Genomic DNA, 20,377 nt, shown 5'->3' with positions numbered 1-20,377 from the left:
CGCAGCCGCCGATAAAACCAAGAAATCCGCCGAGAAGGACAAGGCCGCCAAGCCGCGCAGTCCGCTCCTGGTCACCGCCCTGGCCGCGGTGCTCGCCGCTGGCGCCGCCGGTGGCGGAGTCTGGTACTTCACCCAGCCCAAGCACGACGACAAGGCCACCAAGCCGGCTGCCAGCAAATCCGCAGTGCCTGCCCCGGCGCAGTACTTCGGCCTGGAGCCGCCGTTCGTCGTCAACCTCAACAGCAGCTTCGACGGCCCGCGCTACCTGCAGGTTGAAGTGCAGCTGATGAGCCGTGACCCGGCCGCGATGGAAGCGATCAAGCTTCACGCCCCGGCCATCCGCGCCAAGCTGCTGATGCTGTTCTCGCAGGTCGAGCCGAGCGACATCGCCGACCGCGCCGGCAAAGAGCGCTTGCAGGCCAGTTCCCTGGCCGAAGTGCAGAAGCTGCTCAAGGCCGAGACCGGCAAGCCCGGTGCCGACGAATTGCTGTTCACCAGTTTCGTGACCCAGTAAGGGCGACCATGAATGACCTGCTTTCCCAGGACGAGATCGATGCCCTGCTGCACGGCGTGGATTCCGGTGCGGTCGAGACCGACATCGACGCGCCCACGCCCGGCGAGGCGCGTTCGTACGATTTCGCCAGCCAGGACCGCATCATCCGCGGCCGCATGCCGACCCTGGAAATGGTCAACGAGCGTTTCGCGCGCCTGTGGCGCATCGGTCTGTTCAACCTGATCCGCCGTTCGGCCGAACTGTCCGTGCGCGGCATCGAGCTGATCAAGTTCAATGACTACATGCACTCGCTGTACGTGCCGACCAACCTCAACCTGATCCGCTTCAAGCCGCTGCGCGGCACCGGGCTGATCGTGTTCGAGCCGACGCTGGTGTTCGCGATCGTGGACAACTTCTTCGGCGGCGACGGCCGCTACCCGACCCGCATCGAAGGCCGCGAGTTCACCGCCACCGAGATGCGCGTGATCCACCTGCTGCTCAAGCAGACCTTCGCCGACCTCCAGGAAGCCTGGGCGCCGGTGATGGACGTGGAGCTGGAATACATCAATTCCGAGATCAACCCGCACTTTGCCAACATCGTGACGCCGCGCGAGTACGTGGTGGTCTGCCGCCTGCATGTCGAGCTCGATGGCGGTGGCGGCGATATCCACGTCACCCTTCCCTACTCGATGCTCGAGCCGATCCGCGAGCTGCTCGACGCCGGTATCCAGAGCGACCGCAACGACCGCGACGCCAGCTGGGGCGTGATGCTGCGCGAGCAGCTCAACATCGCCGAAGTCACGCTCTCCAGCGTGCTCGCTACCAAGCGCATGAGCCTGCGCGACCTGACCCGGTTGAAGATCGGTGACGTGCTGCCGATCGAGCTGCCCAAGCAGGTGCCGCTGTGCGTGGAAAACGTGCCGGTGTTCACCGGTGAGTTCGGCGTCGCCAATGGTTTCAACGCGGTGAAGATCACCGCCACCCATCCCCCGGGCATCCGCCCACGCGTTCCCGTACTGCAGGAAGACCCGCAATGAACGATATCGAATCCAACGAGCCGGCACCGGCACAGTTCACCCAGCTGCAGTCGGACGACGCCACCGTCGGCGACGAGCTCAACCTGGATGTGATCCTGGATGTACCGGTGACCCTGTCGCTGGAAGTCGGCCGCGCGCGCCTGCCGATCCGCAACCTGCTGCAGCTCAACCAGGGCTCGGTGGTGGAACTGGAACGCGGCGCTGGCGAATCGCTGGACGTGTTCGTCAACGGCACCCTGATCGCCCATGGCGAGGTGGTGGTGATCAACGATCGCTTCGGCGTGCGCCTAACCGACGTGGTCAGCCCGAGCGAACGGATCCGGAGACTGCGTTGAGTGCCGGGCTGCTGATCGCGGCCGGCGCCTCGACCGTCAAGGTCGGCCAGCATGCCGCCGCCGCACCGGGCATGTTCGGTGCGGTGCTGGCGTTGCTGGGCGTGCTGGCACTGATCGTCGGCCTGGGCTGGCTGCTCAAGCGCATGCCCGGCAGCGGCTTCCGCCCGGCCGAGGGGCTGCGCGTGGTCGCCAGCCTCACTGTCGGCGCCAAGGAGCGCGTGGTGGTGGTCGAGGTCAATGGCACCCAGCTGCTGCTGGGCGTCACGGCCGGCGGCATCAATACGCTGCATCAGCTTCCCGCCCCCCTGCCGCCGCCGGCGCCGGCGCGCCTTCCCGATTTCAAACAGCTCCCGAATTTCGCCCAGTTGCTGCAACAGCGGCTGCGCAAGGAACCCTGAACATGCGTGGCCCCCGTACCTCCTGGACCCGTTACCTGCCGCTGTTGCTGACCGCCCTGCTGTGCGCGCTGCCCGCCCTGGCCTGGGCTGCGCCGGGCGTACCGGCGCTGCCGGACGTGAATGTCGGCAAGATCGGCGGCCAGCCGGTGAGCCTGCCGCTGCAGACCCTGCTGCTGATGACGGCGATCACCCTGATCCCGTCGATGCTGCTGGTGCTGACCGCCTTCACCCGCATCATCATCGTGCTCGGCCTGCTGCGCCAGGCGCTGGGCACCGGCCAGACCCCATCCAACCAGGTGCTGCTCGGCCTGGCGTTGTTCCTCACCGCGATGGTGATGCTGCCGGTGTGGCAGAAGGCGTGGGGCAGCGGCATGGCGCCGTACCTCAACGGCGAGATCGACTTCCAGACCGCCTGGACGCTGACCACCCAGCCGCTACGCGCCTTCATGCTGGCGCAGATCCGCGAGACCGATCTGATGACCTTCGCGGGCATGGCCGGGCACGGCACCTACTCCAGCCCGGATGCCATTCCGTTCCCGATCCTGGTCGCCTCGTTCGTCACCAGCGAACTGAAGACCGCCTTCGAGATCGGCTTCCTGATCTTCATTCCGTTCGTGATCATCGATCTGGTCGTGGCCAGCGTGTTGATGTCGATGGGCATGATGATGCTCTCGCCGATGCTGGTCTCCGCTCCGTTCAAGATCCTGTTGTTCGTGCTGGTGGATGGCTGGGTCCTGGTGGTGGGCACCCTGGCCGCCAGTTTCAATGCGGTCTGACCGCCCTGCCCTGCTGATCGATACGGACCCGAGACCGACATGACGCCCGAACTTGCCCTGACCGAACTCCGTGGTGGCCTGATCACCGTGCTGTGGGTCGCCGGCCCGCTGCTGCTCACCGTGCTGATCGTCGGCGTGGTGGTCGGCGTGGTCCAGGCCGCGACCCAGCTCAACGAGCCGACCATCGCCTTCGTCGCCAAGGCGGCGGCACTGACCGTGGTGCTGTTTGCGCTGGGCAGCCTGCTGATCGGCCATCTGGTCGAATACACCACGCTGCTGTTCCAGCGCATCCCGCACCTGATCGGCTGAGGCCAGCCGCCGTGGATTCCGCGACCCAGATGGCCGCCGACGGCCTGCAGGCCTTCGGCATGATCGGCACGATCCTGTGGACGATGCTGCGCATCGGCGCGATGTTGATGGCCATGCCGTTGATCGGCACCCGCGCGGTGCCGTCCCGGATACGCGTGCTGCTGGCCGGCGCGCTGGCCATCGCGCTGTCGCCGATGCTGCCGCCAGTACCGGAATGGACCGGCTTCGATGCGGCCACGGTGCTGACCATTGCGCGCGAACTGGCGATCGGCGTGTCGATCGGCTTCGTGCTGCGGCTGGTGTTCGAGGCCGGTGCGATGGCCGGCGAGCTGGTCGCGCAGGGGACCGGCCTGGCCTTCGCGCAGATGAGCGACCCGCTGCGTGGCGGCAGCTCCGGCGTGATCGGGCAATGGTTCTATCTGCTGTTCGGCCTGCTCTTCTTCACCGCCAATGGCCACCTGGCGCTGATCTCATTGCTGATGGACAGCTACAAGGCCCTGCCGATCGGCACCTCGCTGCCCGACCCCCAGGCATTCCTGAGCATCGCGCCGACGTTCCTGCTGCAGGTGTTCCGCGGCGCGCTCACGCTGGCGCTGCCGCTGACCGTAGCGATGCTGGCGATCAACCTGGCCTTCGGCGTACTGGCCCGTGCGGCGCCCGCGTTGAACCCGATCCAGCTCGGCCTGCCGGTCGCGCTGCTGTTGGGGCTGTTCCTGCTGACCGTGCTGGCCGGTGAGATGGGCCCGCCCGTGCAACGCCTGTTCGACGCGGCGTTCGATGCCGCCGACAGCGTCAGCCGCTGACCCGGGACACGTGCGGGACAACCGCGTAGCCACCGTATCGCCCTGCACGCCTGCCACTTGCGATCCCCCCGGTGCGTGGCGTTAGTCTTGGCTGACGACGAAATCTTCACCCGCGCTCTGCGCTGATGGCGGCGCGTTCTGTCGTATCGCTCAGGCGTTGACCAAGGAGAGCGTCATCCATGCTGATCGGCAGTTACACCCCGTGGTTGGTGGTCGTGTCATTCCTGGTTGCCGTGCTGGCCTCGTTCACTGCGCTGGACATGGCCAGCCGCGTCACCACCGCGGCCACGCGCCGTACCACCTGGTTGTGGCTGATCGGCGGCGGCTGCGCGATGGGGCTGGGCATCTGGTCGATGCATTTCATCGGGATGCTGGCCTTCCGCCTGCCCATCCCACTCGGCTATGCGCTCGGCCTGACCACGGTTTCGCTGCTGGCTGCGATGGCCTCGTCCATCTTCGCGCTGTGGCTGGTCTCGCAACCGACTCTGCCGCACGCGCGCCTCGCCCTTGGCGCACTGCTCATGGGCAGCGGCATCGCCGCGATGCACTACCTCGGCATGGCCGCGCTGCACATGCAGCCCGGCATCGACTACCACCCCGGCTGGGTGGCCCTGTCGTTGCTGATCGCCGTGGTCGCCTCCTGGACCGCGCTGTTCATCGCCTTCCGCCTGCGCAGCAGCCATCGCCGCCTGCGCGACCGTGCCGCGCCGGCACTGGTGCTGGGCACGGCGATCGTGGGCATGCACTACACCGGGATGGCCGCCGCCCGCTTCCCCGCGGGCAGCATCTGCAGTGCCGCCGGCGGGGAGGGCCTGCAGGCGCAGTGGCTGGCACTGGTGGTGCTGGCCCTGACCATCGCGATCCTGGCGGTAGTGCTGATCGTGTCCTGGCTGGACCAGCGCATGGAGGCCCAGCTGCTGCGTCTGCGCAACACCGACCTGAGCAGTTCGCTTGACGATGCCTATGCCGAGCTGACCCAGGCGGCCCTGCACGACCCGCTCACCCGCCTGCCGAATCGTCGCCTGCTGCAGCAGCGGATCGAGCAATCCCTGGCCGAAGCGGAACAGCGCGGCAGCCGGTTTGCGGTGATGTTCATGGACCTGGACGGCTTCAAGCAGGTCAACGATGCCTACGGCCACCAGACCGGCGACGCCCTGCTGGTCGCCGTGGCGGACCGCACCCGCAAGCTGCTGCGCCCGGCGGACATGCTGGCGCGGCTGGGCGGCGATGAATTCGTGCTGGTGGTGCCGATCGAGAACGACGAAGACGTGGCGACACTGGCCAGCCGCATCATCCAGACCGTCGGCCGCGAGCCGTTGCTGCCCCGCCACGACCTGCAGGTGACGGCCAGCGTCGGCATCGCGATCTGTCCGGACCACGCCGCCAGCGAGCGGCAGCTGATGGCCTTCGCCGATGCCGCGATGTACCAGGCCAAGGAGGCCGGGCGCAATGCCTACGTGCTGTTCGCCGAGTGGATGAACGACAGCGCCGAACAGCAGTTCCAGCTGTTGGCCGACCTGCGCCGCGCGATCGGCACCGAGCAGCTGTTGCTGCACTATCAACCCAAGACCCGCGTGGCCGGGCAGTCGGTCAGTGGCGCTGAAGCCCTGATCCGCTGGCGCCATCCCCAGCAGGGGCTGATACCACCAGACCGCTTCATCCGCCTGGCCGAGCGCAGCGGCGTGATCAACGAGATCGGCCGGTGGGCGCTGGACGAAGCCTGCCGCCAGCTGCGTGTGTGGCACGACGCAGGGCATGACGGCTGGACGGTCTCGGTGAACCTCTCCCCGATCCAGTTTGCCTCGCCCAACCTGCTGCGGGAAGTGCGCGAGGCGCTGCAGACCCACCGGATCGAACCACGCCGGCTGATCCTGGAAATTACGGAAAACACGGTCATGCGCGACACCGAGGCGAGCCTGACGCTGCTGCTGGCGATGGCGGCGCTGGGCGTGGGCATCTCCATCGACGATTTCGGTACCGGCTACTCCAGCCTGCTCTACCTCAAGCGCCTGCCGGCAACCGAGATCAAGATCGACCACGCCTTCGTACGCGACCTGGAGAACAGCTCCGAAGACGTGGTGATCGTCTCGGCGATCGTGGCGCTGGGACACGCGCTGGACATGGACATCGTGGCCGAAGGCGTCGAGACCGCCGGGCAGCGCGCCTACCTGGAACGGTTGGGCTGCGACTACCTGCAGGGTTACCTGCTGGGGCGCCCGGAGGACCCGGAGCGGTTCATGCAGCTGCATGACCACCCGCGCCCGCGGGTGGAGATCGCCGCCGGATGGAAGGCGCAGGCACGGCCAGGCGCGGCAACAGGCTAGCCGCACGCGCTGGAAATTGGCGGCTGCGCGCAATACCCTGCCCCCTACCATGGGAACAGCAGGCAGCAGGATGTCAGGGAAGAATGTGTTTGAAGGTCCGCGCTGGCAGCGCGATCTTGTTCGTTTCCTTCCCTTGAAGAGCCAGTTCGTGCTTTCCGGGAACATCCGCGACCTGCAGGCCGCCGAAGTGGCACCGGGCACGGTCACCGCGCAGAGCTTCAATCAGACCCTGTGCAACACCCTGCTCGACCAGGGCTATGCGCAGGTGCTGGGCTGGGATCCGTTGGCCGGCCTCCGCGCCCTGGAACGCCCCGGCACCGATCCCGCCAGCGGCGTCGCCCTGCTGCAATCGCTGGGGCTGACCCCGGTGGATGGCGCCGCGCCCGCCGGTATCGACCTGCTCAGTGCCACGCTCCAGCGGCTGGTCGTGCGCCAAGGCGAGCCGGTGGCAGTGATCATCGATTTCGCCTCGCGCCTGGCAGTGCGCAGCGACGCCCTCAGCGCCGCCGAACACCAGCTGTTCACCCAGGCCCTGGTGCTCTCCCACCAGGCACGCAGCCGACCGGGTGGCGTGCAGCGCAAGCCGTTCTTCAACACGGTGCTCTGGGTAGTGGAGAAGGAAGGTGACCTGCCCGACTGGCTGCTGGTCGGCAACCCGCGCATCCGCCACATTCCGGTGGCCAAGCCGGACCAGCTCACCCGGCGCGCACTGGCCCCGGCGCTGCTCAAGGGTCTGGCCGGTGCGCCGGACGCCAGCGCCGAGGCCACCGCGCAGGCGGTGGACGCATTTGTGCAGAGCACCGAGGGGCTGCTGTTGCTGGACCTCAGTGCCATCGCGCAGCTGGCCCGGGTCGAAGGGGTGGCGGTGGACCAGATCGGCGACGCCGTGCGCCGCTACAAGGTCGGGGTCACCGAAGACCCCTGGCTGCGCATTGACCGGCAGCGCATCCGCATGGGCGATGCGTTCGTCCATCAACGGGTCAAGGGCCAGCACCATGCGGTGACCCACATGCTGGACATCGTCAAGCGCGCCATGACCGGTGTGGGTGCGAGCCGCAAGGGCAACCGGCCGCGCGGCGTGGCGTTCCTGGCCGGCCCGACCGGCGTGGGCAAGACCGAGCTGGCCAAGACCGTCACCAGCCTGCTGTTTGGTGACGAAAGCGCCTACATCCGGTTCGACATGTCCGAGTTCAGCGCCGAGCATGCCGACCAGCGGCTGATCGGCGCCCCGCCCGGCTACGTGGGCTACGACGTAGGCGGCGAACTGACCAACGCCATCCGCGAGAAGCCGTTCAGCGTGGTCCTGTTCGATGAGATCGAGAAGGCCCATCCGCGCATCCTGGACAAGTTCCTGCAGATCCTCGATGACGGCGTGCTCACGTCCGGGCGTGGCGACCGCGTGTACTTCTCCGAGGCGCTGATCGTGTTCACCTCCAATCTGGGCATCTACCGTCAGGGCGAGCATGGCGAGCGCGTGGCCAACGTGTTGCCCGGCGAGCCCTTCGAGCAGGTGCAGAGCAAGGTGCACGACGAAATCGACCGGCACTTCAAGCTGGTCCTGAACCGGCCGGAGATCCTCAACCGGATCGGCGAGAACATCATCGTGTTCGATTTCATCCGCGAGGAGGTCGCGGTGCAGATCTTCGACCAGATGGTCGACGCGACCCTGGCCGACCTGCAGGCCCAGCACCTGCGCGTGACCCTGGCCGCGTCGGCCCGCCACGCGCTGCGCGCGCTATGCCTGAAGGACCTCTCCAACGGCGGGCGCGGCATCCGCAACCAGCTCGAGGCCCACCTGCTCAACCCGCTGGCGCGTGCCCTGTTCGACCAGGACGCGCAGCCCGGCCAGCAGTTCACCATCGTTGCGGTGGATGCCAACGTGCTCAACCTGGAACGCGGTTGAACCGTCCACTGCAGCTGTCACGCGTGCATTTCCCGGTGACCACGCTGGGGCCGGGGCAACGCCTGGGCATCTGGTTCCAGGGCTGCAGCATCCGCTGCAGCGGATGCATTTCAGCCGACACCTGGGGGCCGGGGCGCACCGTCGTCGACGTGGCCTCCCTGCTCGAGCAGGTGGCCCCGTGGCTGGACCAGGCCGACGGCATCACCATTTCCGGCGGCGAGCCGTTCGACCAGTTCGACGCCCTGCTGCAGATGCTGGTGGGACTGCGCCAACGCACCGCCGCGGACATCCTGGTGTACAGCGGCAACCCGTTGGAAACGCTGCAGCCCATGCTGGACCAGGCGCGCGACCTGATCGATGCGGTGATCAGCGACCCCTACCTCGAACAGGCGGACCAGTCGCTGGCGCTGCGGGGTAGCGACAACCAGCGCCTCACCCTGCTCACCGCGCTGGGTCGGTCGCGCCTGGCGGGCCTGGAGCGGGCCAGCACGCCGGCCGACAAGGCGCTTGACCTGATGTTCGATGCCACCGGCACCGTCTGGATGGCCGGCATCCCCCGCCGCGGCGACCTGCTGCGCCTGCGCGAGCTGCTGCGCGCTCAGGGCCACCAGGTACAGACCAGCGCACACACTTCATCGCGTCGTCCAGTCGAGTAAGTCCATGATTCGTTTTTGCCCCAATTGCCACACCGAACGCGCGCTGGCCGAGATGTTCTGCGAAGGCTATGTTGATGCGCACGCGTGCGGCTGGGATCTGGCCGGCGAGCCGATCCATCCCGATGGCTGGCGGCCGCAGAGCGTGGTCACCCAGGCAGCGGTGCAGGCATCGACGGTCGGCGCCGTTGCCGCGGAGGTGGTCTGCGACAACGGCCACCCGATGACCCCCGGCGACCTGATGTGCCTGCACTGCGGCGCCAGCGCGACCGATGGGACGGCGGCGGCGGACCTGCCGCCCCCGGTGGCCGACAGCAGCGAAACGGTCATCGATGGCTGGCGGCTGCTGCGCCAGATCAGCAGCACCGACGGCGTGCGTGACCGCTACCAGGCCGAACACACCGTCACGGCGGTGCAGGCCGTGCTGACCCTGTACCGCCCCGGTGCCGAACCCGACCCGGCCATCTACGATGTGATCCGCCGCCTGCCACGCGCGCACGTGCCGGAGGTCATCGCCACCGGGCGCTGGGATGACCGCGCGTTCGAAGTGGTGGAAATGCTCACCGGTGGCACCCTGGCCGAACTGGGCAGCGTGATCGGCGACCGCGATGCGGTCCGGCATATCGTCGGCGAACTGGGCCAGGCGCTGCATGCGTTCAACGAAGCCGGGCTGCGCCACCGCGACCTGCGCCCGGCCAGCCTGCTGGTGCGGGCGCGCGCGCCACTGGACCTGGTGATCAGCGGATTCGGTTCGGCCCGGTTGTCCGAGTTCGACCTGGACATCGTCTCGCCCCTGGAGATCAGCCGCTACATGGCGCCCGAGGCGATCGCCGGTGGCGTGGCTGCCGCGTCGGACTGGTGGAGCCTGGGGATGATCCTGCTCGAACAGCTCACCGACGGCGCCTGCTTCGAGGGCATCCATCCCAATGCGTTCCTGATCCACGTGCTGGCCAATGGTGTCCCGATTCCGGAAACGCTGGACCCGGAGCTGGCGCTGCTGCTGCGCGGGCTGCTGGCCCGCGACCGCCACCAGCGCTGGCAATGGCCGCAGGTGGCCGACTGGCTGGCCGGCATCGCCGTGCCGGCGCCGCCGGCGGCGCAGCACGCGCACGATGAGGGCGATGGCGCCAGCCTGCCGCTGGGCACGCGCCGCTATCATCGCCCCGCCGTGTTCGCGCTGGCCGCCGCCCAAGCCGACGGCTGGGACCAGGCCCTGGACCACCTGCTGCGCGGGGCGATCGTCACCTGGGCCGAGCAGGTCGGCCTGCCTGCCACCCGTGTCGCCGGGCTGCGCCAGATTGCCCGACACGAAGGCATCGAGGACGATTTCCGGCTGATGCTGGCGTTGAAGGTGCTCAACCCGGAAATGCCGTTGATCCATCGGGGCGACATCGTCACACCCGGCTGGTTGCTTGAGCACCCGTTGGAGGGCTACCGGCTGATCAGCGGTTCGGTGCCGGACCTGCTGGAACACCTGCAGACCGACAACTGGCTGTGCAGGCTCAAGCGGCGCGAGGAAAGCGTACGCCAGCGCGCGCTGCACCAGCACATCGCCCTGGTCGAGGAATCCCTGCGCGTCTACCTGCTGTCCACCTCGCGGGCCAAGCTGGCCTCGCAATGGCAGGAACGCCAGCGCCTGCTGCCTGACACCGCGCATCCCGGGCTGCTGTCGCTGGCCGAGCGCCGGGTGGTGGCCGAAGAAGACCTGATCGTGTTGCTGAGCGCGGAAATCGGCCAGTTCCGCAGTGCCGAGGCCATCCTTGCCGAGGCGGCAACACTCGCCGCCAGCGCCGGTCTCGACGCCTTCGACCGCGACGCAGCCGCGGCCCTGCTACAGCACCCGCGTACCGAGCTGTATCGCAGCGTGGACGCGCGCATCCTGGGCTTCGCCCGCTCCGGCCTGCCCGTGGTGGATGGCTGGGCCGAGCAGTTCCGGCTGGAACGGCGCATGCCGCTGGCGCGCGCCCTGGTGGTGCTGGCCGTGCCCGCCAGCCGCTGGCTGCAGCCGCAGAAGCAGCAGTACGTCTCGCAGATCCTGGACTTCTTCGAAAAGAAAGTGGTCACCGCGGTGATGCGTGGCCCGCTGGTGCGCATGAGTATCGGCAAGACCACCGCACGCGTGGACATGCACGACGTGGATAGCGCCCGGCGACCCGCCGCCGCGCTGCTCGATCACCTGTTGCAGCGCAACGCGCGCGCCGTGCAGCTGGACCCCGAATCGTTCCAGCGCAACCCGCTGCTGGAACCCCGCCTGATGGCCCTGGCACGGCAGAGCGCGCTGTACAAGCGCGACACCGGCATCGATGGGCTGTATCTGGGTTTTCCGTTCCTGCTCAGCCGCGATCCGCGCGGCACCTCGCGCACCCGCATCATTCCGCTGCTGCTGTGGCCGGCCACGCTGCTGCTGGAGCCGGGCACGCGCGGCCAGGTCGGGCTGGCCTTCGATGGCGAACGCGAGGAAGTACGGCTCAACCCTGCGCTTGAAAGCGTGCTGGGTGCCGAGACCTGCAAGCGCTGGCGCAGCACCGCCGACGAACTGCTGGGACGCTCGGCGATCCGGGCCGCCGATGTGATGGATGCCTTCGGGATGCTGGCCACGATCCGCTCGCGCAGCCTGGTCGGCCTGCCCTCGAGCAGCGTGGACGTGGCGCCCTACCAGGACGAACTGGACTGCGCCGCGGTGCTTTTCCATGTCACGTTCATGGGCCAGGCCATCGGCGAAGACCTGCGCCAGCTCAAGGTTCTGTCGCCGTCCGGCACCGGCCTTGAAACCGCGTTGCGGCTGGCACCGCCGACCGACACCGACGGCACTGCCCCGCCTGCCACGCCGGAGCTGCAGCGCTACTTCACCGTGGCCAGCGATCCCTCGCAGGAAGCGGCGGTGCTGCAGGCACGGCAGGGACCGGGCTTGTTGATCGAAGGCCCGCCTGGCACCGGCAAGAGCCAGACCATCGTCAACATGGTGGCCGACGCGATCGGACGGCAACGCAGCCTGCTGATCGTCTGCCAGAAGCATGCGGCGTTGGAAGTGGTGCACAAGCGCCTGGTCGCTGAAGGGCTGGGCCAGCGCGTGGTCATGCTCAACGACGTCAACCGCGACCGCGAACCGGTCATCCGCAGCATCCGCGAGCAGCTCGACGCCCTGTTTACCGCCGGCGCCACGCAAACGGCCTGGCAGCAGCAGCGCCAGCAGGTGGCCGCGCGGATCGAGGCACTGGAAGGCGAACTGGATCGCCACCAGCACAGCCTGCACCAGATCGACGACGCCACCGGGCTGAGCTACCGGCGCCTGCTCGGCGAACTGATCGCGCTGGACGCCGGTACGCCCGCGCTGGTCCTGCCCGCCCTGCGCCAGCGCCTGCTGGCACTGGACCTGCCCACCCTGGTGCAGCGCGAAGAAGCCTGCGCGCCCTTGATCCGGTTGTGGCTGCCGGCCCGTTACGAGGGCAGCCCGCTGGCGCAGCTGCGCCCCTTCGCGGCCGACGCGGACACCCTCGCCGCATTCGTTGCCGCCCTGCAGACGTTCACTGCGGCCGAACAGCACCGGCAGGCGATCCTGCTGGCGCACCCGGCCACGTTCGAGCTGGACGATCCCGCGCCGCACCAGGCGTGGAAGTCGGCGCATGTGGCGACCCTGCTCGGCCTGGATGACGCACAACGGAGCCGACTGGCACGCTGGCTGCCGCTGTTCCGCACCGCGCGCGCGGGCCAGCCAAGTCACGGCGACATCGCGCTGGACCGGCTGCAGCAGATCGAGAAGGCCGTGGCGGCGCTCGACCTTGACGCGTTCTCCAGCACGCTGTCGCCGGCCCTCACCGGCATCGACGAGCGCACGCTTGCGCAGCTGCAGCGCGACGCGGCGCGCGTGCTGGGCGCGCGCGGCCTGCTGGCGCGCATCAACCCGCTGCACCTGCTGCGCCGGCGACGGGTGAACCGCGTCCTGCAGGCGCAGTCCCATGCGATGGGGGAAGCGGGCATCGCAGCACTGCTGGCCGCCGCGACGCTGGAAGCGCGCCTGCGCCCGCTGCGCACCGAACTGGCCGGCCTGCACCAGCAGCTGGCGCTGGACCCGGTTGGCCAACAGACCGGCATCGCGCTGGGCCCGATGGCACGCGCCAGCGCGCGCCAATTGTTGGATGTACAGGCACTGGCGCAGGCGCTGGCGCAGTCGCCGCGCCCCCAGCAGGCCGACGACGCAGCCCTGGCGGGCGACCGCGCGCACCTGGACGCACTGCTGCAGGACCTGGATGCCTCGCTCGCCCGGCATGCCGCCCGCCATGCCAGCGCGCAGCAGCTCGCACTGCTGGCCGACTGGCTGGAGCAGGCGCTGGCCGACGCATTGGCCACCGCTATCGCCCACAACCAGAGCAACGCCCAGGCGCTGCAGCACCTGCACGATTCCCTGCCCCATCTGGCTGCCTACCAGGCCTTCCGCGGTCGCGCCGGGCAGCTGTCAAGCGCAGACCTCGAACTGCTGGCACTGCTGCGCCAGCTGCAACCGCAGCTGGATACTCTTGCCACCGACGCGCTGGAGCCGGCCGTGCGCCGCCTGTTGCATCGCGAAGCACGGCTGGGCTGGAAGCACCGCATGGAGCAGGCGAACCCGGCGCTGCAGTTCGGCCAGGATGAAACCCAGGCCAAGGTCGCCAGCCTGGCCGCGGCCGACCAGCAGATGCGCCGGCTCAACCGCCAGATGCTGGGCACCCACATCGACCTGGAGCAGTTGGGCAACCGCAAGCAGTGGGAAGACGTCACCCGGCTGACCGGGCGCCGTTCGCGCCGCCTGCGCGAGTTCATCGAGCTGGGCAGCGAACTGGGCCTGATGCACCTGCGCCCGGTCTGGCTGATGAACCCGGACGTGGCCAGCCGCGTGCTGCCACTGCAGGCGGGGCTGTTCGACACGGTGATCTACGACGAGGCCTCGCAGATGCCGGTCGAGTTCGCCCTGCCCACGCTGTTCCGTGGCCGGGTCACGGTCGTCAGCGGTGATGAGAAGCAGATGCCGCCCACCGCCTTCTTCTCCAGCCGGGTGGAAAGCGATGAAGCAGAGGTCTTCGATGGCGACGAGCCCGATGCCGAGGTCGATGCCGAGCAGCGCGACGCCTTCGAGGAAACCTGGAACCGGCGCGAAATCAAGGATTGCCCGGACCTGCTGCAGCTGGCCCGCAATGCCCTGCCCAGCACCACGCTGCAGATCCACTACCGCTCGGCGTACCGCGAACTGATCGGCTTCTCCAATGCGGCCTTCTACGGCAACCGCCTCAACGTGCCGGTACGCCATCCGCGCAGCAGCATCGCGCGGATCAAGCCCCTGGAGCTGATCCAGGTCGACGGCGTGTACCAGCACCAGAGCAACCCTGCCGAGGCGGCGCGGGTAGTGGAGTACCTGGCCCAGGTGTGGCAACAGCCCTATGCCATGCGCCCCTCGGTGGGCGTGGTCACCTTCAACCGCAAGCAGGCCGAGTTGATCGAGGAACACCTGGAGCAGCGCGCCGGGCAGGATGCCGCCTTCCGCGCGGCGTTCGCCGAGGAACGCGAGCGCAGCGAAGACGGCGAGGACATGGCGGTCTTCGTCAAGAACGTGGAAAACGTGCAGGGCGACGAGCGCGACATCATCGTGTTTTCCTCGACCTTCGGCCGCAACGCGCAGGGCACCTTCCGGCGCAACTTCGGCGTGCTCGGCCAGACCGGCGGCGAGCGCCGCCTCAACGTGGCCGTCACCCGCGCCCGGCAACGGGTGGTGATGATCACCTCGATGCCGATCGCCGACATCTCCGACCTGTTCAACACCCAGCGTGCCCCGGCCAGCCCGCGCGACTACCTGCAGGGTTACCTGGAGTACGCCCGGGCCCTGTGTGCCGGCGAGTTCGACGGCAGCGCACGGCTGTTGGATCGCCTGCAGACCGACCGCAGCGTGGCCAACCGCACCCACGCGGCGCCCGCCGACGGCTTCACGCAGATCGTCGGTGCCTACCTGCAGTCGCTGGGATGGAATGCGGCCGCCGCCAGCGAAGGCGATGCATTCGGGCTGGACTTCGCCATCGAACACCCCGACACCGGCAACTTCGCCATCGGCATCGAGTGCGACGCGCCCAGCCACCCGCTGCTGGCGCATGCCCGCGCCCGGGAAATCTGGCGACCCTCGGTCCTGCGTCGCGCCATCGGCGGCATCCACCGGGTGTCCTCGCATGCCTGGTACCACGACGGCGAGGCCGAACGGGCGCGCCTGCGCGTTGCCATCGAGGCGGCCATGGGCCCCGCCCCGGTGCCGCCCCCGCCTGTCCCCGCGCAACCGGAAACCCTGCCATGAGTGGTCCCAAAGTCGTCCGTATCGTGACTGCCGAAGAACTACTGGCCCTGCGCGAGGCGATGCTGCACCGGCTGGACCAGGCGGTTGCGCGCTGGCAGGCCCAGTGCGAGCGGGTCGGCGAGCGTGACGCCTCTGCCGTGGCCGCCGTCATGGCACGCCGCCAGGCGCTGCAGGCACTGCTGGCAGACAGCGACAACACGCGGTATGCGCGACTGATCGAGGCCGAAATCGCCTTCCTGCAGGCCGACACCCGCGACCGCGAGGGGCGCGCCGTAGACCGCGCCGCGGCAGGCCGCCAGCAGCAGCGGCGGCAGCGCGACAACGCGGCGGCCGTGCTCAAAACGCTGCAGGATCGACCCGTCGATGCAGACGCGGGCCTGCTGCAGGCGCTACGGGCACTGGCCGACGGTCACCCCGGCGCTGACGCAGAGGCGGTGCTGGCCCGTGCCTTCGCCCTCCTTTCGCCCCCGGAGGAGCAGGCAACACTGAGCGACGGCCAGCGCGCGTTGGCGGCCGCATTGCAGACCTCGGCGCCCACCCCCACGCTGGCCGACTGGGCCGCCGGGCAGCCCGCCGACCCCGGACGCGAGGCGCGCCTGCTGCGCGTGGACCGCTACATCGCCGAACTGCAGGTACTGCAAAGCGCGGCAGTCGCCGCGCCCTACCTGGAGGCGCTGCACAACGCCGAGCAGGAAACCGCTCCGCAGCGCCGCAACCTGCTGCTGGACAGCCTGGTTCTGGAACTGGCCGCCGCCTCGGCCGCGTTCGCCCAGCGCCGCGTGCAGCTGGAGCGGCTGCAGGATGTGGCCAGCAGCCTGGCGGCACTGGACCCGGTTGACCATGCGCCGTTGCTGGTCCAGGTGGGCGCGTGCAGTACCGACACCGCGCTGCCGCTGCTGTCCGCGCTGACCCAGCAGTGCGACAGCGCCCTGGCCAGCCACCAGCAGGCGCTGGCGGCAGTTTCCCGGCGCCAGGCCGTACTCGACGGTCTGGCAAGTCTCGGCTATGAGGTGCGCGAAGGCATGGCCACCGCTTGGCAGGACAGTGGCGCGGTGGTGCTCAAGAAAGCCGCCACCCCCGGCTATGGCGTTGAAGTGGGCGGCCAGGCCGACGGTGGGCGTCTGCAGGTTCGGGCCGTGGCGCTGGCGGCCGACCGCGACCGCAGTCGCGACCGCGACATCGAAACCCTGTGGTGCGGCGAGTTCGGACGGCTGCAGGCGCTGTTGCACGGTCAAGGCACCGAACTGGTGGTCGAACGGGCCCTGGGCGTGGGTGAGGTGCCCTTGAAGGAGGCCATCGCTACCGCGACGCCGTCCGGACAGGTGCAGGTGTCGCACGCGCGCAGCGGCCCGGCCTGACGTCACGGAACGGTTCTTGCACGACCCCGGGTAATCCCCCGTGTCGTGCAGCCCATGTCCGAGAACGAACAAGCCGGCGAAAAGACCGAGCAACCTACCGAAAAACGCCTGCGCGATGCCCGGGAACAGGGCAACATCCCGCGTTCGCGTGAGCTGGCGACGGCGGCTGTGTTCGGTGCCGGTGTGCTGGCGCTGATGGCCTTCTCCGGCACCATCGCCCGCAACGCCAAGACCTGGATGCAGGTCGCGCTGAGCCCCGAGCCGGGGCTGCGCCTGCATCCCCAGGCGTTGTTCGGGCACTTCGGCGAATTGATGCTGCGCTTGCTGGTGGCCATGTGGCCGCTGCTCGTGATCTGTCTGCTGGCCTGCTTCCTGTCGCCGGTGGCGATGGGCGGGCTGCGCTGGTCGAACAAATCGCTGATGCCCGATTTCAAGCGGCTCAGCCCGATGGCCGGCATGAAGCGCCTGTATGGCCCGGAAGCGATTGCCGAGTTCACCAAGTCCCTGCTGCGCATCGCCTTTGTCGGCACCGCCGCCGGGCTGGTGGTGTGGCACGGCATCCGCCCGCTGCGCGACCTGCTCAACCAGCCACTGGAGGCCGCGATGATCCACGGCCTGGGCTTCACCCTGAAGCTCATGCTCGCCACCGGCGGCGCAATGATGCTGCTGGCCGCCATCGATGCCCCGTACCAGCGCTGGAACTGGATGCGCAAATTGAAGATGACCCGTGAAGAGCTGCGCCGGGAAATGAAGGAGAGCGAGGGCAGCCCGGAGGTCAAGGGCCGCATCCGCCAGCTGCAGCAGCAGATGTCCAACCGCCGGATGATGGAAGCGGTGCCCACCGCCGATGTCGTGGTGGTCAATCCCACCCATTACGCGGTCGCCCTGAAGTATGAAGGCGGAAAGATGGGGGCGCCCACCGTGGTGGCCCTGGGCGTGGATGAAACCGCCCTGCGCATCCGTGAGGTGGCCGACGGCAACAAGGTCGCCATCGTCTCCGCCCCGCCTTTGGCACGCGCCTTGTATCGGGAAGGTCAACTTGGAAAGGAAATTCCCGTGAGACTGTATTCGGCCGTGGCCCAGGTGCTCTCCTATGTCTACCAGCTGCGCGACTGGCAGACCGGCCCGATGCCGGCAGCGCCCAGCATCGACATCGATGAATTCGGCAAGGGAGGCCGCCCATGAGCGCGCAGCCGGCCGGCATGAACGCGCGCCGCGCGCTGGACATGATCCGCCACGGGCTGGGTGCCCCGCTGATCGTGCTGGCCCTGCTGGCGATGGTGGTGGTGCCGCTGGCACCGCCCGTGCTGGATGCGCTGTTCACCTTCAACATCGCCATCTCGCTGATGGTGCTGCTGGCTGTGGTCTATGTGAAGCGCCCACTGGACTTCACCATCTTCCCGATCGTGCTGCTGATCACCACCATGCTGCGGCTGGCGCTGAACGTGGCCTCCACCCGCGTGATCCTGCTGCACGGCCAGAACGGCCACGAGGCCGCCGGCAAGGTGATCGCCTCGTTCGGCGAGTTCGTCATCGGCGGCAACTACGCGGTCGGCATCGTGGTGTTCGCGATCCTGACCATCATCAACTTCGTGGTGATCACCAAGGGCGCCGGCCGCGTGTCCGAAGTGACCGCACGCTTCATCCTCGATGCCATGCCGGGCAAGCAGATGGCGATCGACGCCGATCTCAACGCCGGTTTGCTGACGCGTGAAGAGGCCAAGGCCCGCCGCGAGGAGGTCCGTGAGGAAGCTGACTTCTACGGCGCAATGGACGGTGCCAGCAAGTTCATCCGCGGCGACGCGATCGCTGGCATCCTGATCCTGTTCATCAACCTGGTCGGCGGCCTGGCGGTCGGCGTGCTGCAGCATGGCATGCCCTTCGGCGATGCCGCCGCGACCTACACCCTGCTCTCCATCGGTGACGGCCTGGTGGCCCAGCTGCCGGCCCTGCTGGTGTCCTCGGCGGTGGCCATGCTGGTCACCCGCGCCTCGCGCTCGCAGGACATGGCCCAGGCCATGATGGGCCAGGTATTCGGCCAGTACCGCGCACTGACCATCGCCGCAGCGATCCTTGCAGTCGTCGGCCTGGTCCCGGGCATGCCCAACGTCGCCTTCTTGACGCTGGCCGCGATCCTGGGCTTCATCGCCTGGAAGGCGTGGAAGAAGAGCACCGCCCAGGCCGCGGCGGCTGATTCCCCGGCCGCCAACCGCCCCGATACCCTCGGCCTGCCCGGTGCAGCGCCCGCGCCCACCGCCGAGCTGACTTGGGACGAACTGCGCCCGGTCGATCCGCTCGGCCTGGAAGTCGGCTACCGGTTGATCCCGTTGGTGGACAAGAACCAGGGCGGCGAGCTGATGGCACGGATCAAGGGCGTGCGCCGCAAGCTCACCCACGACATCGGCTTCCTGATTCCCTCGGTGCATATCCGCGACAACCTGGAACTGCCGGCGACCGCGTATCGCCTGCTGATCCACGGGGTGCCGGTGGCCACCGCGGAGATCCATCCCGACCGCGAACTCGCGCTGGACCCGGGCAGTGCGCTGGGCACGCTGGAAGGCATTGCCGGCAAGGACCCCGCCTTCGGCCTGGATGCCACCTGGATCCAGCCGCACCAGCGCGCCAATGCCGAATCGATGGGCTACACCGTGGTCGACCCGGCCACCGTGGTCGCCACCCATCTGTCGCACCTGATTCGGGAGCACGCCCCGGAGCTGCTCGGCCACGAGGAAGTGCAGCAGCTGCTGGCCAACCTGGCCAAGAGCGCTCCCAAGCTCGTCGAAGATCTGACGCCCAAGTCGCTGCCGCTGTCGGCCGTGGTGCGGGTATTGCAGAACCTGCTGATCGAGCGCATCCCGATCCGCCAGCTGCGCAAGATCGTCGAATCGCTGGTGGAAAGCGCGCCGACCAGCCAGGACCCGGCCGTGCTCACCGCTGCCGTGCGCAACGCGCTGGGCCGTTTCATCGTGCAGGAGATCGCCGGGATGTCGCCGGAGCTGCCGGTGTTCACCCTCAACCCGCAACTGGAACGGGTCTTGCAGGAGTCCACGCAGGGCAACGGCGCCGCGCTGGAACCCGGACTCGCCGAGCGACTGCATCAAAGCCTGGCCGAATGTGTCGGCAAGCAGGAAGCGAAGAACGAGCCCGCGGTCGTGCTGGTGCCTGGCCCGGTACGTGCGGCGCTGGCACGGCTGGTACGCCACAGCGTCCCCTCGCTGTCCGTACTCGCCTACAGCGAGGTGCCCGAGGACAAACGGTTGAAGCTGGTCGGCACGATCAGTTGAGCCGGACGGCCGACGGTACCGCGACAGAAAACAGACACCTCATTCGATTTCACCGCAGCAGGAAATAAAGGGACTCCCTGACCGTGCAGACCACCGACAACCAGCGTTTCCCTTCCACGACTCCGCCGCCCCAGTCCCGGTACCACAGCATGAAAATCAAACGCTTCGTCGCCTCCGATATGCGCTCGGCCATGAACCTGGTGCGCAAGGAACACGGACCGGACGCAGTGATCCTGTCCAACCGCCGGATCGAGGAAGGTGTCGAAATCGTGGCGGCGGCCAACTATGACGAAAGCGCCGTGCAGCGTGCGCTGGAAGCGGCCCGCAAGGACGTGGCCCCACCGCCGGTGCCGCGCCCGCGCAGCGCCGCCGATGCCGTGATCGCCGCCGTGAC

14 protein-coding genes and 1 pseudogene are annotated in these 20,377 nt (G+C 68.4%); all 15 read left to right on the top strand.

Translation table 11 applies throughout. The features are described 5' to 3' along the window. Window positions 1–514, top strand: a 514-nt coding sequence (locus HMPREF3113_RS12005) for a flagellar basal body-associated FliL family protein (RefSeq protein WP_070472819.1), incomplete at its 5' end; no start/stop codon positions are given. Window positions 515–522: 8 nt separating this feature from the next. Then, window positions 523–1,530 carry a flagellar motor switch protein FliM gene (fliM, locus tag HMPREF3113_RS12000; RefSeq protein ID WP_019184805.1) on the top strand — a complete coding sequence of 336 codons (1,008 nt, stop codon included), beginning with the start codon at window positions 523–525 and terminating at the stop codon, window positions 1,528–1,530. Beyond that, a complete protein-coding gene (gene fliN, locus HMPREF3113_RS11995; RefSeq protein WP_019184806.1) occupies window positions 1,527–1,865 on the top strand; it encodes a flagellar motor switch protein FliN in 339 nt (112 codons plus the stop codon). The genes fliM and fliN overlap by 4 nt, the downstream gene beginning before the upstream one ends. Beyond that, window positions 1,862–2,263: a flagellar biosynthetic protein FliO gene (fliO, locus tag HMPREF3113_RS11990; RefSeq protein WP_070472815.1), complete on the top strand. Its 402-nt coding sequence runs from the start codon at window positions 1,862–1,864 to the stop codon at window positions 2,261–2,263. Before fliN ends, fliO begins: the two co-directional genes overlap by 4 nt. A gap of 2 nt (window positions 2,264–2,265) precedes the next feature. After that, window positions 2,266–3,039 carry a flagellar type III secretion system pore protein FliP gene (gene fliP, locus HMPREF3113_RS11985; protein WP_070472812.1) on the top strand — a complete coding sequence of 258 codons (774 nt, stop codon included), beginning with the start codon at window positions 2,266–2,268 and terminating at the stop codon, window positions 3,037–3,039. A gap of 39 nt (window positions 3,040–3,078) precedes the next feature. Beyond that, the gene (locus HMPREF3113_RS11980; RefSeq protein ID WP_019184809.1) at window positions 3,079–3,348 is read left to right on the top strand and encodes a flagellar biosynthetic protein FliQ; all 270 of its coding nucleotides are present in this window, start codon (window positions 3,079–3,081) and stop codon (window positions 3,346–3,348) included. 11 nt (window positions 3,349–3,359) lie between these two features. Beyond that, complete coding sequence (gene fliR / locus HMPREF3113_RS11975; protein WP_046273537.1) at window positions 3,360–4,151, top strand: flagellar biosynthetic protein FliR; 792 nt, start codon at window positions 3,360–3,362, stop codon at window positions 4,149–4,151. Between the two features lie 179 nt (window positions 4,152–4,330). Beyond that, on the top strand, window positions 4,331–6,475 hold the full coding sequence (locus HMPREF3113_RS11970) for a putative bifunctional diguanylate cyclase/phosphodiesterase (protein WP_070472809.1): 2,145 nt from the start codon (window positions 4,331–4,333) through the stop codon (window positions 6,473–6,475). A gap of 70 nt (window positions 6,476–6,545) precedes the next feature. Beyond that, window positions 6,546–8,378 (top strand): AAA family ATPase, encoded by a 1,833-nt coding sequence (locus HMPREF3113_RS11965; protein WP_070472806.1) that lies wholly within the window; start codon window positions 6,546–6,548, stop codon window positions 8,376–8,378. Then, entirely contained in the window at window positions 8,375–9,034 is a 660-nt protein-coding gene (locus tag HMPREF3113_RS11960; protein WP_070472803.1) for a 4Fe-4S single cluster domain-containing protein, read from the top strand. Before HMPREF3113_RS11965 ends, HMPREF3113_RS11960 begins: the two co-directional genes overlap by 4 nt. A 4-nt stretch (window positions 9,035–9,038) precedes the next feature. Then, window positions 9,039–15,341, top strand: coding sequence for an AAA domain-containing protein (locus HMPREF3113_RS11955; protein WP_070472799.1), 6,303 nt, complete (start codon window positions 9,039–9,041; stop codon window positions 15,339–15,341). After that, entirely contained in the window at window positions 15,338–16,699 is a 1,362-nt protein-coding gene (locus HMPREF3113_RS11950) for a hypothetical protein (protein ID WP_070472796.1), read from the top strand. Before HMPREF3113_RS11955 ends, HMPREF3113_RS11950 begins: the two co-directional genes overlap by 4 nt. 54 nt (window positions 16,700–16,753) lie before the next feature. Beyond that, entirely contained in the window at window positions 16,754–17,884 is a 1,131-nt protein-coding gene (flhB, locus tag HMPREF3113_RS11945) for a flagellar biosynthesis protein FlhB (protein ID WP_070472792.1), read from the top strand. 17 nt (window positions 17,885–17,901) lie between these two features. Beyond that, the gene (flhA, locus tag HMPREF3113_RS11940) at window positions 17,902–19,983 is read left to right on the top strand and encodes a flagellar biosynthesis protein FlhA (RefSeq protein WP_175440352.1); all 2,082 of its coding nucleotides are present in this window, start codon (window positions 17,902–17,904) and stop codon (window positions 19,981–19,983) included. A 149-nt stretch (window positions 19,984–20,132) separates the two neighbouring features. Then, a pseudogene (locus HMPREF3113_RS11935) lies at window positions 20,133–20,377 on the top strand (flagellar biosynthesis protein FlhF); the annotation flags it as partial.

The sequence above is a fragment of the Stenotrophomonas sp. HMSC10F06 genome (assembly GCF_001807865.1).
Classification (GTDB): Bacteria; Pseudomonadota; Gammaproteobacteria; order Xanthomonadales; family Xanthomonadaceae; genus Stenotrophomonas; species Stenotrophomonas bentonitica_A.
The sequence above is the reverse complement of the archived record's forward strand: the minus strand, read 5'-3'. Positions and strand labels throughout refer to the sequence as shown.

What these genes read in the sequence shown, in the direction of transcription:
- fliM (WP_019184805.1), top strand. Translation starts at nt 523, where the DNA reads ATGAATGACCTGCTTTCCCAGGACGAGATCGATGCCCTGCTGCACGGC.
- fliN (WP_019184806.1), top strand. Translation starts at nt 1,527, where the DNA reads ATGAACGATATCGAATCCAACGAGCCGGCACCGGCACAGTTCACCCAG.
- fliP (WP_070472812.1), top strand. Translation starts at nt 2,266, where the DNA reads ATGCGTGGCCCCCGTACCTCCTGGACCCGTTACCTGCCGCTGTTGCTG.
- HMPREF3113_RS11980 (WP_019184809.1), top strand. Translation starts at nt 3,079, where the DNA reads ATGACGCCCGAACTTGCCCTGACCGAACTCCGTGGTGGCCTGATCACC.
- HMPREF3113_RS11970 (WP_070472809.1), top strand. Translation starts at nt 4,331, where the DNA reads ATGCTGATCGGCAGTTACACCCCGTGGTTGGTGGTCGTGTCATTCCTG.
- HMPREF3113_RS11965 (WP_070472806.1), top strand. Translation starts at nt 6,546, where the DNA reads ATGTCAGGGAAGAATGTGTTTGAAGGTCCGCGCTGGCAGCGCGATCTT.
- HMPREF3113_RS11955 (WP_070472799.1), top strand. Translation starts at nt 9,039, where the DNA reads ATGATTCGTTTTTGCCCCAATTGCCACACCGAACGCGCGCTGGCCGAG.
- HMPREF3113_RS11950 (WP_070472796.1), top strand. Translation starts at nt 15,338, where the DNA reads ATGAGTGGTCCCAAAGTCGTCCGTATCGTGACTGCCGAAGAACTACTG.
- flhB (WP_070472792.1), top strand. Translation starts at nt 16,754, where the DNA reads ATGTCCGAGAACGAACAAGCCGGCGAAAAGACCGAGCAACCTACCGAA.
- flhA (WP_175440352.1), top strand. Translation starts at nt 17,902, where the DNA reads ATGAACGCGCGCCGCGCGCTGGACATGATCCGCCACGGGCTGGGTGCC.